This window comes from Achromobacter dolens, assembly GCF_902859745.1.
GTDB classification, from domain to species: domain Bacteria; phylum Pseudomonadota; class Gammaproteobacteria; order Burkholderiales; family Burkholderiaceae_B; genus Achromobacter; species Achromobacter dolens.
In genome coordinates this window covers 43,401-56,039 of the sequence record NZ_CADIJW010000005.1, presented here as the reverse complement: position 1 = coordinate 56,039, position 12,639 = coordinate 43,401, and the positions used below count along the sequence as shown (strand labels likewise).

12 protein-coding genes are annotated in these 12,639 nt (G+C 65.8%); 9 read left to right on the top strand and 3 right to left on the bottom strand.

Annotated elements, in window-relative coordinates:
* Window positions 1-28 precede the first annotated feature (28 nt).
* The 4 genes from HV783_RS06250 to HV783_RS06235 are packed head-to-tail and all read left to right on the top strand — an operon-like array spanning window position 29 to window position 2,369.
* A complete protein-coding gene (locus HV783_RS06250; protein WP_054500391.1) occupies window positions 29-514 on the top strand; it encodes a YraN family protein in 486 nt (161 codons plus the stop codon).
* 30 nt (window positions 515-544) lie between these two features.
* The gene (locus HV783_RS06245; RefSeq protein ID WP_006389868.1) at window positions 545-1,138 is read left to right on the top strand and encodes a phosphoheptose isomerase; all 594 of its coding nucleotides are present in this window, start codon (window positions 545-547) and stop codon (window positions 1,136-1,138) included.
* Window positions 1,135-1,878: a BON domain-containing protein gene (locus tag HV783_RS06240; protein WP_064524009.1), complete on the top strand. Its 744-nt coding sequence runs from the start codon at window positions 1,135-1,137 to the stop codon at window positions 1,876-1,878. Before HV783_RS06245 ends, HV783_RS06240 begins: the two co-directional genes overlap by 4 nt.
* Window positions 1,875-2,369 carry a peroxiredoxin family protein gene (locus HV783_RS06235; protein WP_054500389.1) on the top strand — a complete coding sequence of 165 codons (495 nt, stop codon included), beginning with the start codon at window positions 1,875-1,877 and terminating at the stop codon, window positions 2,367-2,369. The genes HV783_RS06240 and HV783_RS06235 overlap by 4 nt, the downstream gene beginning before the upstream one ends.
* Before the next feature lie 133 nt (window positions 2,370-2,502).
* Here HV783_RS06235 and HV783_RS06230 read toward each other — a convergent pair whose 3' ends face one another.
* The gene (locus HV783_RS06230; protein WP_054500388.1) at window positions 2,503-3,291 is read right to left on the bottom strand and encodes a MetQ/NlpA family ABC transporter substrate-binding protein; all 789 of its coding nucleotides are present in this window, start codon (window positions 3,289-3,291) and stop codon (window positions 2,503-2,505) included.
* 334 nt (window positions 3,292-3,625) lie between these two features.
* On the opposite strand from HV783_RS06230, the gene argB reads away from it, so the two are divergent.
* From argB to HV783_RS06205, 5 genes are all read left to right on the top strand, one after another.
* Window positions 3,626-4,528 carry an acetylglutamate kinase gene (gene argB / locus HV783_RS06225; RefSeq protein WP_026382124.1) on the top strand — a complete coding sequence of 301 codons (903 nt, stop codon included), beginning with the start codon at window positions 3,626-3,628 and terminating at the stop codon, window positions 4,526-4,528.
* A complete protein-coding gene (locus tag HV783_RS06220) occupies window positions 4,528-5,274 on the top strand; it encodes a pyrimidine 5'-nucleotidase (RefSeq protein ID WP_054500387.1) in 747 nt (248 codons plus the stop codon). Before argB ends, HV783_RS06220 begins: the two co-directional genes overlap by 1 nt.
* A 45-nt stretch (window positions 5,275-5,319) precedes the next feature.
* Complete coding sequence (gene slmA / locus HV783_RS06215; protein ID WP_054500386.1) at window positions 5,320-5,895, top strand: nucleoid occlusion factor SlmA; 576 nt, start codon at window positions 5,320-5,322, stop codon at window positions 5,893-5,895.
* Between the two features lie 285 nt (window positions 5,896-6,180).
* Complete coding sequence (locus HV783_RS06210) at window positions 6,181-7,674, top strand: DASS family sodium-coupled anion symporter (protein ID WP_081273410.1); 1,494 nt, start codon at window positions 6,181-6,183, stop codon at window positions 7,672-7,674.
* Window positions 7,675-7,686: 12 nt separating this feature from the next.
* Window positions 7,687-8,736, top strand: coding sequence for an Ldh family oxidoreductase (locus tag HV783_RS06205; protein WP_049076915.1), 1,050 nt, complete (start codon window positions 7,687-7,689; stop codon window positions 8,734-8,736).
* An 828-nt stretch (window positions 8,737-9,564) separates the two neighbouring features.
* On the opposite strand, the gene rodA is transcribed toward HV783_RS06205, so the two are convergent.
* Window positions 9,565-10,701, bottom strand: coding sequence for a rod shape-determining protein RodA (gene rodA / locus HV783_RS06200; protein ID WP_049076918.1), 1,137 nt, complete (start codon window positions 10,699-10,701; stop codon window positions 9,565-9,567).
* On the bottom strand, window positions 10,698-12,626 hold the full coding sequence (mrdA, locus tag HV783_RS06195; protein ID WP_054500383.1) for a penicillin-binding protein 2: 1,929 nt from the start codon (window positions 12,624-12,626) through the stop codon (window positions 10,698-10,700). Before mrdA ends, rodA begins: the two co-directional genes overlap by 4 nt.
* Window positions 12,627-12,639: the final 13 nt, after the last annotated feature.

Below are 12,639 nucleotides of genomic sequence, written 5' to 3'. Positions count from 1 at the left end.
GCCATCGCCCCCCCATTTCGGAACCGGCATGCCGGATGACACATTCGCTTTCGAGCTGGCCCTGGCGGCGCGCCGCCGCGCGCAAAAGCGGCGCCGGCGCGCTGGAACGCGCGCCACGGCCGACCACCACCACCGCCCGGCGCCCCGGCGCTCGCCGCGCCAGCGTATTGGCGACGGCCACGAAGACGCCGCCCTGCGCCTGTTGCGGGCCGCCGGCCTGGTGCTGCTGGCCCGCAACCTGGGCTGCCGCGCCGGGGAGATCGACCTGGTCATGCGCGACGGCGATGTGCTGGTGTTCGTCGAGGTGCGCTCACGCCAGAGCGACGCCTACGGCGGCGCGGCGGCCAGCATCGGCCGCGACAAGCAGGCGCGCCTGGCGCGCGCCGCGGCGCACTGGCTGCCCACCCTGGCCCAGCGCCATTGGCAGGGCGCCGTGCCGCCGGCCCGCTTCGACGCCGTGCTGTTCGACGGCGACCAGGTCCGGTGGCTGCGCGCGGCGTTCGAGCTGGCTTGATTCGGGTCCGCCCGTGAGATAATCGCGGCCATGGATATGACCTCTCGAATGACGTCGCACTTTCGCGACGCCATGGCCACGTACGAACAAAGCATGAACGTGCTGGCCGAGCCGCTGGCGATCGCGGTGGACGTGCTGTTTGGCGCCCTGGCCAACAACGGCAAGATTCTGGCTTGCGGCAACGGTGGCTCGGCCGCCGACGCGCAACATTTCATCGCCGAGCTGGTGGGCCGCTTCGAACGCGAACGCCTGCCCCTGGCCGGCATCGCCCTGAACACCGACACCTCGATCCTCACCGCGGTCGGCAACGACTACGGCTTCGATGAAGTCTTCGAACGCCAGGTCAACGCCTTCGGCCAGGCTGGCGACGTGCTGGTGGCCATCTCCACCAGCGGCAACTCGCCCAATGTGGTGCGCGCCATGGAAGCCGCCGCCAGCCGCGAAATGCACGTCCTGGCCTTGACGGGCAAGGGCGGCGGCGTCATGGGGGAACTCATTACGCCGATGGACGTCCATCTATGTGTTCCCAGCGATCGCACCATGCGGATCCAGGAAGTCCATATACTGCTGTTGCATGCGCTTTGCGACGGCATTGACGCTCTTCTGCTTGGAGACACCGAATGATTTCAGACGTCAGAACCGCCGCCCGCCCCCTGCTGCTCGCCGCGGCCCTGTCCGGCGCGGCCCTGTCGCTGTCCGCATGCGCGCCCCTGATCGTGGGTGGCGCGGCCGCCACCACGGCCGTGGTCGTGACCGACCGGCGCACCTCGGGTATCCAGCTCGAAGACCAGAACATGGCCTTCAAGGCCCAGAGCCAGATCTCCCAAAAGCTGGGTGAAACCGCGCGCGTCAACGCCATGGCCTATGGCGGGCACCTGCTGCTGACCGGAGACGTGCCCACCGAGGAAGCCAAGTCGCAGGCCACCGCCATCGCCCAGAGCGTCGAGAACGTCAAGCAGGTGATAAACCAGCTCACCGTGGGCCCGATCGCGTCCTTCGGCGTGCGTTCGAACGACACCTGGCTCACCTCCAAAGCCAAGACCGCCCTGCTCAACACCAAGTACGTGCCCTCCGGCACCATCGCCGTCACCACCGACCACAGCGTGGTCTACCTGATGGGCAAGGTGACGCAGGCCGAGGGCGACTACGCCGCCAACGCGGTCGCGGATCTCAGCGGCGTCGCAAAGGTGGTTAAACTGTTCGAGACCATCAGCCGCGAGGAAGCGATTCGCCTGTCGAACAGCGGCGGCAAATCGACCACCACCGAAACCAAGGCCCCCATCGAGAGCGACACGAGTGCTGCCGGCGGCGGCAGCAGCGCGCCCAGCGGTGGCAGTGCCGTAGAGGCCATGCCCATCAAATGAAAAAAGCCATCGTAGCCCTGGCCGTCCTGGTGGCGGTCGGTATCGGCGCCTGGTTCACCCTGCGCCCCACGCAAGCCGCGCCGGATGTCACCTTCACCACGCTGGAAGGCAAGACTTTCTCCATGCAGGACCTGCGCGGCAAGGTGGTGCTGGTCAAGTTCTGGGCCACCAGTTGCGTGACCTGCGTCAAGCAGATGCCCGAGACGATCTCCGCCTACAACGAATACGCGGGCAAGGGCTACGAGGCCATCGCTGTCGCCATGGACTACGATCCGCCCAACTTCGTGCTCAACTTCAAGGAAAGCCGCAAGCTGCCGTTCCCGGTGGCCCTGGACACCAAGGGCGAGATCGCCCGCGCCTTCGGCGACATCCGCCTGACGCCCACCGCGTTCCTGATCGACAAGCAGGGACGCATTATCAAGCGTTACCTGGGTGAATACGACGTGGCTGAATTCCACGCCACCGTCGAGAAGGCGCTGGCCGCGGGCTGATCCCGGTCCCCTTTGCCGCCACCATGAACCGCCCGCCTGTCGGGCGGTTTTCATTTGGCCGCGGCCTGGCCTGCAAAAAGAAACCGCCCGCATGAGCGGGCGGCCTTGGCGGGGAATCAGGCCCGCGTCGCGATCAGAACGCCGGCACCACGGCGCCTTTGTACTTGTCGAGGATGAACTTCTTCACCTCGGGCGAGTGCAGCGCGTTGACCAGCTTCTTGATGCCCGGCGCGTCCTTGTTGTCGGCGCGGGTCACCAGGATGTTGGCGTAGGGCGAATCGGCGCCTTCGATGAACAGCGCGTCCTTGGTCGGCACCAGGCCGGCTTCGAGCGCGTAGTTGGTGTTGATCAGGGCCAGGTCGACGTCGTCCAGCGAGCGCGGCAGCATCGCGGCTTCGAGTTCGCGGAACTTCAGCTTCTTGGGGTTCTCGACCACATCGGCGGCGGTCGCCAGGATGTTGGACGGATCCTTCAGCTTGATGACGCCCTGCTTCTGCAGCAGCACCAGCGCGCGGCCGCCGTTGGAGGGGTCGTTCGGGATGGCGACGGTGGCGCCGTCCTTCAGTTCGGCCAGGGTCTTGATCTTCTTGGAGTAGCCGCCGAAGGGTTCGACGTGCACCAGGGCGACCGGCACCAGCGTGGCCTTGCGGTCCTTGTTGAAGGTGTCCAGGTACGGCTTGTGCTGGAAGAAGTTGGCGTCGAGCTGCTTGTCAGCCAGTTGCAGGTTGGGCTGGACGTAGTCGTTGAAGACCTTGATGTCGAGTTCCACGCCTTCCTTGGCCAGTTGCGGCTTGACCACTTCCAGGATCTCGGCGTGCGGCACCTGGGTGGCGCCGACGACGATCTTTTCGGCGTGGGCGGCGGTGGCCGCCACCAGCAGGGCCGACGCCACCAGGGCGGAACGGACGAAATTCAAACGCATGAGTTGCCTCTTTTATAGGTAGAAATTTGGGGGCATATGCCCGGCCGGTGTGGAGATTCCCCCTTGTGAGGGGCGCTCCGTTGCGAAAACGCCCCCAATTTACCCCAATGCCGGTTATTTGTCGGGCATATCAACATGGGTTTAAAGCATAAGAAACCTGGGGGGACTACAATCCGTCGTATGCTTGCGCTACCGCGTTGCCAACGCGTTCCTGTGCAGGCATTTTTTACTGCCGGACCCCACGCCCCCACGGGGGGCAATGCCTTCACGCCATCAGCGGCGCAGGCTTTCAACCTCTAACTTTCATACCCTACTTATTGCCGACTTAGCCGCCATGACCGACACCCCCGACCCTGCTGCCGTCTCGTCTCCCGCTGTCAAAGCCGCGGTGCTCTCCGAAGCGCTGCCCTATATCCGACGATTCCACGGCAAAACCATCGTGGTCAAGTACGGCGGCAACGCCATGACGGAAGAGCGATTGCAACGCAGCTTCGCGCATGACGTGGTGTTGCTCAAGCTGGTGGGTCTGAATCCGGTGGTGGTGCACGGCGGCGGTCCGCAGATCGACGACGCGTTGCGCCGCATCGGCAAGCAAGGCACCTTCATCCAGGGCATGCGCGTGACCGACGCCGAGACCATGGAAGTGGTCGAATGGGTGCTGGGCGGCCAGGTCCAGCAGGACATCGTCATGATGATCAACGAGGTCGGCGGCAAGGCCGTGGGCCTGACCGGCAAGGACGGCGGACTGATCCAGGCCCAGAAAAAGCTGATGGCCAACAAGGAGAACCCCGCCGAACCGATCGACATCGGCTTCGTGGGCGACATCACCCTGGTCGAACCGGCGGTGGTCAAGGCCTTGCAGGACGACCAGTTCATTCCGGTCATCTCGCCCATCGGCTACGGTGAAGACGGCACTGCCTACAACATCAACGCCGACGTCGTCGCCGGCAAGATGGCCGAAGTCCTGGGCGCCGAAAAGCTGCTGATGCTGACCAACACCCCGGGCGTGCTGGACAAGGGCGGCAAGCTGCTGCGCAGCCTGTCGGCCCAGACCATCGACGAGCTGTTCGCCGACGGCACCATCTCGGGCGGCATGCTGCCCAAGATCTCGTCGGCGCTGGATGCCGCCAAGAACGGCGTCAACTCGGTGCACATCGTCGACGGCCGCGTGCCGCACTGCCTGCTGCTGGAAATCCTGACCGACCAGGGCGTTGGCACGATGATCAGCTCGCACTGATGCGAGCGCTGCGCACCCTGCTGCGGCCGGCGGTGCGCCAGCGCCGCTCGCGCCGCACCGCCACAGGCGCCCCCGGGCGCCTGTGGTTGTTTGACCTGGACAACACGCTCCACGACACCTCGCACGCCATCTTTCCGCAGATCGATCACGGCATGACCATGGCCGTGGCCGAGGCGCTGGACGTGGACGTCGATACCGCCAACGCCGTGCGCAAGCAATACTGGCAGCGCTACGGCGCGACGATGATCGGCATGGTGCGCAACCATGGCATCGATCCGCACGCCTTCCTGCACCGCAGCCACGACTTCGATGTCAACCCGCTGGTGCGCGCCGAGAAGGCGCTGGCCTACAAGCTGCGGCAGTTGCCGGGCCGCAAGGTGCTGCTGACCAACGCGCCGCTGCATTACGCGCGCGCCGTGCTGCGGCGGCTGGGCATCCTGCGACAGTTCGACAGCCTGTGGGCCATCGAGCACATGCGGCTGCACGGCGAATTCCGTCCCAAGCCTTCACCCGCCCTGCTGCGCCACGTGCTGGCGCGCGAAGGCGTGCCGGCGCGCCAGGCGGTGCTGGTCGAAGACACGCTTGCAAACCTGCGCGGCGCCCGTCGCGCCGGACTGCGCACGGTGCACGTATTCCATCCCGGCACGCCGTTCGGACGGGGCCGCGCGCAGCGACCGTCGTACGTCGACTTGCGGGTAAACTGCGTCAGTGATCTGCTGCTGCGCCGGCGTCCCTTGCGGGGCTAGCGCCCTCCTCTCCCACCCCCTGCCTGCGTAACACCAGACCCGTCCATGGCGAGCAAACCCGGCGAGCGCAAGACCCAGATTCTGCAGACCCTGGCCGAAATGCTGGAGCAGCCGCACGCTTCGCGCATCACCACGGCGGCGCTGGCCGCGCGCCTGGCAGTCTCGGAAGCCGCGTTGTACCGGCACTTCGCCAGCAAGGCGCAGATGTTCGAGGGATTGATCGAGTTCATCGAGACCAGCATCTTCACGCTGGTGAACCAGATCGCGACCGCCGAGCCCTACGGCCTGTCGCAGGCCCACCAGACGGTATCGATGCTGCTCACGTTCTCGGAACGCAACAAGGGCATGACGCGGGTGCTGACCGGGGACGCCCTGGTCACGGAGGACAATCGCCTGCAGGAACGGATCAACCACATCAACGACCGCATCGAGGCGTCGTTGAAGCAATCGCTGCGCATCGCCGTCAGCGATGGCGGCCTGCCGCCCGAGGCCAACGTGGCCGCGCACGCAAGCCTGCTGACGCACCTGGTGCTGGGCCGATGGCTGCGCTACGCCCAGAGCGGCTGGCGCGTGTTACCCACACAGCACCTGGACGAACAGTTGCGCCTGGCGCTGGGTTGACCTTATTCGCGTCATAACACGAACGAATTAGCGGTCTTGTGCGACTGCGATCCCTGCATTTGTTTGTTTTTATGCAACAGTCGCAGGGTTGCGATTTTCGGCAGCCGACGAGCATAATCTCCGGATCGGTTTTCCGACAAGCACGATTGTCCCCCAAATTGACATCTATCAATACGGGTTTTCCTTAATGCCGTCACGATCATTCTGTAGCGTCGGCACTTCGTTCTGCACCAGCCAAGGCTTGGCAACGAGGCGCCGTCAGTTTGACCTCAACCGGAGATGGATATGACTGCGGAAACCGCCGTCCCTGCCTCGCAAGCCCCCAAGAAAACAAAAATCCCGATCGGCCTGGTCGCCGGCTTCATCGTCATGATCGGCGTGCTGATGCTGCCGCTGCCCGCCGACCTGCCGGTCGCAGGGCATCGCATGCTGGCCATCCTGGCCTTCGCGGTGGTGGTGTGGATCACGGAAGCCGTGTCCTACGAAGCCAGCGCGATCATGATCACGACGCTGATGGCCTTCCTGCTGGGCACCGCGCCCACCATCAAGGATCCGCAGGTGCTGTACGGCACCTCGGCTGCCATCAGCATGGCCTTGACCGGCTTTGCCAACTCGGCGCTCGCGCTGGTCACCGGCGCCCTGTTCATCGCCGCGGCCATGACCTTCACCGGGCTGGACCGGCGCATCGCGCTGGTGACGCTGTCCAAGGTCGGCACCAGCACGCGCCGCATCCTGATCGGATGTATCGCGGTGACCATCGTGCTGAGCCTGGTGGTGCCCAGCGCGACCGCCCGCAGCGCCGCCGTGGTGCCCATCATGATGGGCGTGATCGCGGCCTTCGGCGTGGACAAGCGCTCGAACATCGCCGCCGGCATCATGATCATCGTGGCGCAGGCCACCAGCATCTGGAACGTCGGCATCCAGACCGCCGCCGCGCAGAACCTGCTGACCGTCGGCTTCATGGAAAAGATGCTGGGCCAGCGCGTGGCCTGGTCGGACTGGCTGATCGCGGGCGCACCGTGGTCGCTGATCATGTCGGCCGTGCTGATCATCATCGTGCTCAAGCTGCTGCCGCCGGAGAGCGACAGCATCGCGGGGGGCAAGGAAGCCGTCGAGAAATCGCTGCTCGAGCTTGGCCCGATGACGGGCGCGCAAAAGCGCCTGATGGCCGTATCGGTCATGCTGCTGCTGTTCTGGTCGACCGAAGGCAAGCTGCACAAGTTCGACACCACCTCGACCACCTACTTCGGCCTGGTCCTGTTGCTGCTGCCGCGCTTTGGCGTGATGACGTGGAAAGACGTGCAATCGCGCATTCCATGGGGCACCGTGATCGTGTTCGGCGTCGGCATCAGCCTGGGCACCGCGTTGCTGACCACGCAGGCCGGCCAGTGGCTGGGCAACCAGGTGGTGGCGCACACGGGTCTGGACCACCTCGGCCCGCTGGCCATCTTCGCGATCCTGTCGGCCTTCCTGATCATCATCCACCTGGGGTTCGCCAGCGCCACCGCGCTGACCTCGGCGATGCTGCCGATCCTGATCTCGGTGCTGGCCACGCTGCCGGGCGACTTCAGCCGCCTGGGCATGACCATGCTGCTGGGCTTCGTGGTGAGCTATGGCTTCATCCTGCCGATCAACGCGCCGCAGAACATGGTGTGCCTGGGCACGGAAACCTTCAACGCCAAGCAGTTCGCCAAGGTCGGCATCCTGGTCACCGTCATCGGCTATGCGCTGATGATGCTGATGGGCATGACCTACTGGCGCTGGCTCGGCTGGCTGTAAGGAGGTCGCATCATGAAGATCTCCATTGCCCAAGCCAATGAATACGGTCGCCGCGTGCTGATGGCGCAAGGCGTGCCGGAAGACATCGCCCGCGACGTGGCCGAGCACCTGGTGGAGTCCGACCGGGTCGGCTACACCAGCCACGGCCTGTCGATCCTGACCAACTACCGGCGTGTGCTGGGCGAAGGCCTGGCGCAGGCCGACGGCCGCCCCGAGCTGCTCAACGACCGTGGCGCCATGCTGGCCTACGACGGCCACAACGGCCTGGGCCAGTACATCGGCAAGGTCGTGATCGAGAAGGCCATCGAGCGCACGCAGGAGCACGGCCAGTGCATCCTGACGCTGCGCCGCAGCCATCACCTGGGCCGCATGGGCCATTACGGCGAGATGGTGGCGGCCAAGGGCCTGATCCTGCTGGCCTTCACCAACGTAATCAACCGCGCCCCCACGGTGGCGCCGTTCGGCGGCGCGCGCGCCTGCCTGACGACCAATCCGCTGTGCTTCGCGGGCCCGCTGCCGGGCGGCCGCCCGCCGTTCATCGTCGACATGGCGACCAGCTCGATCGCGGTGAACAAGGCGCGCGTGCTGGCGGCCAAGGGCGAGCAGGCGCCTCCGGGGTCGCTGATCGATGCGCAGGGCAACCCGACCACGGATCCGGGCGCGCTGTTCACCGATCCGCCGGGCGCCCTGCTGCCGTTCGGCGGCCACAAGGGTTACGCGATGGGCCTGGTGGCCGAGCTGCTGGCGGGCGTGCTGTCCGGCGGCGGCACGATCCAGCCGGAGCATCCGCGCAACGGGGTGGCGACGAACAACATGTTCGCGCTGCTGCTGGATCCGCAGGTGGACTTCAATACGGACTGGCGCTCGATGGAAGTGGGCGCGTTCATCGACTACCTGCATGCCTGCCCGCCGCAACCGGGCGTGGACGGCGTCCAGTATCCGGGCGAGTACGAAGCCCGCAACCGCGAGCTGAACGCGGAGTCGCTGGAATTCGCGCCTCCCATCTGGGAGGGGTTGAAGAAGCTGGCCGCGGACTTAGGGGTGCCTGAAGCGTTGCCTTGAGGGTTTGTGTTTACGGTTGTTTTTGCGGGCGGCTCAGGGGTTCTTGAGCCGCCCGTTGCGTTGGCGGGCGGGGGCGGCGGGGCTACGATTGCGGTCCGGAGCGTTCGCTCCGGACTGCCCCGTTGTCAACCTCGTACGCCTTCGGCTCCCTACGGTTTCCCTCGGGCGCATCTACACGCCCCGCCGCCCCCGCCCGCCAACGCAACGGGCTCACGTCGTCTTGGTTTCGCCATTGCAGGGACGAGCAGTGTGCTTGGCGTTTTTGCCAACGACTGGAATGGAGGGGAGGATCTTGCGGGGCCCGCCCAAAGCCGGCCGCGCGGGCGGCCTTTTTGGGCTTACGCGATGTGGAAACGTCGAGGGGGTGGCGGCGTAGCCGCTGGTGAGGGACGTGTGATGTTCATCGGCGTGGTCGGCGCGAGAGGTCCGTCACGCGCAATACGTTCTACGCCGCGCCGACCACCACCGCCCCTCCCCTGACCATGCGGAGTTATCAGAACCCCACTCGTCACCCACGCGCAGCGAACCCCGCCCCGACGCCAGACACCATGTATGCCGTTGATGGCCGCCCGCGCGGCCATCATCGGCGGGCGACGCAAGACTCTCTCCTTACCCCACGCTGCAGCAGCGTCACATTCCTCGACACCGGTAGCCCGGGGCGGTGGGCGCACGGGGGGGCGCGCCGTTCAGATGCGCCCGACGGAAACCGTAGGGAGCCGAAGGCGGACGAGGTTGAGGACGGGGAAGTCCGGAGCGAACGCTCCGGACCGCAATCGTAGGCGCGCCCACCCGTGCGCCCACCGCCCCGGGCGGCCTACGAAGAAAAAATCAGCTCTTGACCGACCGATGCCGACTAATGCTCATCATGATCCCAAACGCGATCCCCATGGTGAACAGGGCCGTCCCCCCATAGCTCATGAACGGCAATGGCACCCCGACCACAGGCAGAATCCCCGTCACCATACCCACGTTCACAAATACATAGATGAACAGCATCATCGTCAACGCCCCGGACAGCAACCGCCCGAACTGCGATGACGCGCGCGAAGCGATGGTCAGGCCGCGGGCCATCATCAGGCCGTACAGCACCAGGATGGCGATGCCGCCGTACAGGCCGAATTCCTCGGCGTAGACGGCGAAGATGAAGTCGGTCGTGCGTTCGGGAATGAAGTCCAGATGGGTCTGCGTGCCCTTCATGTAACCCTTGCCGTAGACGCCGCCCGAGCCCACCGCGATCATCGACTGGATCGTGTGGAAGCCCTTGCCGAGCGGGTCGGAACTGGGGTTGAGCAGCGTGCAGACGCGGTGCTTCTGGTAGTCGTGCAGCACCACCCAGTTGACGTCCGGTTCGCATAACTGGTCTTCGTAGTACACCAGCGTGCCGATGCCGATGATGCCGGCCAGCATGACCGGGACCAGCAGCTTGAATGAGAGGCCGGCGAAGTAGATGACGAAGAAACCGGCGCCGAACACCAGCAGCGCGGTGCCCAGGTCGGGTTGCAGCACGATCAGGCCGAAAGGGGCCGCCAGCATCGCGGCGGCGGCCAGGAAGTCGCGGATGCGGACCGCGCCCTCGTGGCGCTGGAAGTACCAGGCCAGCATCATGGGCACGGCGATCTTCATCATCTCGGACGGCTGGATGCGGGTCACGCCCAGGTTGAGCCAACGCGTAGCGCCCTTGCTGGTCTCGCCAAAGAATTCCACGCCCAGCAGCAGCACCACGCCGACCACGTAGAACGGCAGCGCCAGCTTCATCAGCCACTTGGGCGGGATCAGGGCCATGGTCCACATGGCGAAGAAGGCGATGATGAAATTGCGCGACTGCTCGGCAAAGCGCCAGTCGGTGCCGCCCACCGCCGAATGCATGACGGTCAGGCCGAGCGCGGCGAACATCATCAGGATCGCCAGCAGCGGCCAGTCGAAGGCCGTGAAGACGCGCAGCAGGATTAGGCCGAGACGCTTCATTGTTGGCGCACCAGGTCGGAGGTGATGGTTTCGACCGAGGCCGTCGACGCGTTGCGCTCGGGGCGCTGGATCTTGTCCTGGCGGTCCTTGGACAACCAGTAGTCGAATACCTTGCGCGCCACCGGCGCGGCCACGCTGGCGCCCCAGCCGGCGTTCTCGACGATCAGGGCGACCGCGATGCGCGGGTGTTCCAGCGGCGCGAAACCCATGAACAGCGCGTGGTCGCGCAGGCGTTCGTCGATGGCGCTGGCGCGGTAGTGGCCGCCACGCAGGCTGAAAACCTGGGCCGTGCCGGTCTTGCCGGCGGCCTGGTAGGGTGCATTGGCAAACGCGCGGCGCGCCGTGCCGGCGCGGACCACGTCGGCCATGGCGTTCTTGATGACGTCGACGTTGGCCTGCTTGAGCGGGATGCGGTAGTCGGGCGCGGACTCGGTGGGCTTGGCCACGCCCGAGCGCGGATCCCGCACCGCGTGCACCAGGTGCGGACGGCGGTACAGCCCGTCGTTGGCCAGCGTCGAGGTGCCCTGCGCCAACTGCAGCAATGTGAAGGCGTTGTAGCCCTGGCCCACGGCGACGGAGATGGTCTCGCCGGCGTACCAGCGCTGGCGTTCCTTGTCCTTGTAGGCCGAACGCTTCCAGTCGGTGGACGGCAGCACGCCGCGCTTTTCGCCTTCGAGGTCGATGCCGGTGATCTGGCCGAAGCCGAATTGCTTGGTGAAATCGTGCAGCGCGTTCACGCCGATCTCGGGGCCCAGCGAATAGAAATACGTATCCGACGACACCACGATGGCCTTGTGCATGTCGGTCATGCCGTAGGCGGCGCCGCCGGCGTTGCGGAATTTCTGGCCGCCGAACTCGAAGTAGCCGGGATCGGAGATGCGGTCGGTGGCGCGGCGCTTGCCCAGCTCCAGCGCCGCCAGGCCAACGAAGGGCTTGTAGGTCGAGCCGATCGGATAGGTGCCGTACAGAGGCCGATTGATCAGCGGGTGGTCCGGCGATTCGTTCAGCATGCGCCAGTTGTCCACGTCGATGCCATCGACGAACAGGTTGGGGTCGAACGAAGGCTGCGATACGAAGGCCAGCACCTCGCCGGTGTCGGGATCGATCGCCACCAGCGCGCCACGCTGGCCGACGAAGGCTTCCTCGGCCACCTTCTGCAGGCCCAGGTCGATCGACAGCATGATGTCCGAACCAGGCACGGGATCGATCCTGCGCAGCGTGCGCATGGGGCGTCCGCCCGCGGTCACTTCCACTTCTTCGAGGCCGGTGCGGCCGTGCAGGGCTTCTTCCCAGGTTTTCTCGATGCCCTTCTTGCCGATGACGTCAGTGCCCCGGTAATTGCCCAATTGGCCGGCGCGCTCGAGTTCCTCGATGTCGCCCTCGGCAATGCGGCCGATGTAGCCGACCACGTGGGCGGCGGACTGGCCTTGCGGATACTCGCGCACCCAGCGCGCGCGCAGCTCGACACCCGGAAACTGGAAGGCGTGGGCGGCGAACCAGGCGGCCTCGGTTTCATTGAGGTTGTTGCGCAGTTGCAGGCTGGCGTAACGGCTGGACTCGGCCGCGCGGCGCTTGAAGCGGCGTTGGTCGGCCGGGCTGATGTAGACCACCTGCGTCAACCGCTCGAACAGCGCATTCATGTTGCCGGCCTGCGCCGGCACCACTTCAAGCGTGTAGGTGCGGTAGTTGCGCGCCAGCACCTCGCCGTTGCGGTCGAGGATCTCGCCGCGGCGCGGCGGGATCGGCACCACCGCGATGCGGTTGCGGTCGGCGCGCTCGGACAGGCCTTCGTAGCGGTCGACCTGCAGGTACCAGAACCGGCCCACCAGCACGCCGAAGCAGGCCAGCGCGAACACGCCGCCCACCCAGGCGCGCAGGCGAAAGCGCTGCTTCTGCTGCTGGCCGGTTTTCTTGAATTCGAACATGAGACGCGGCGCC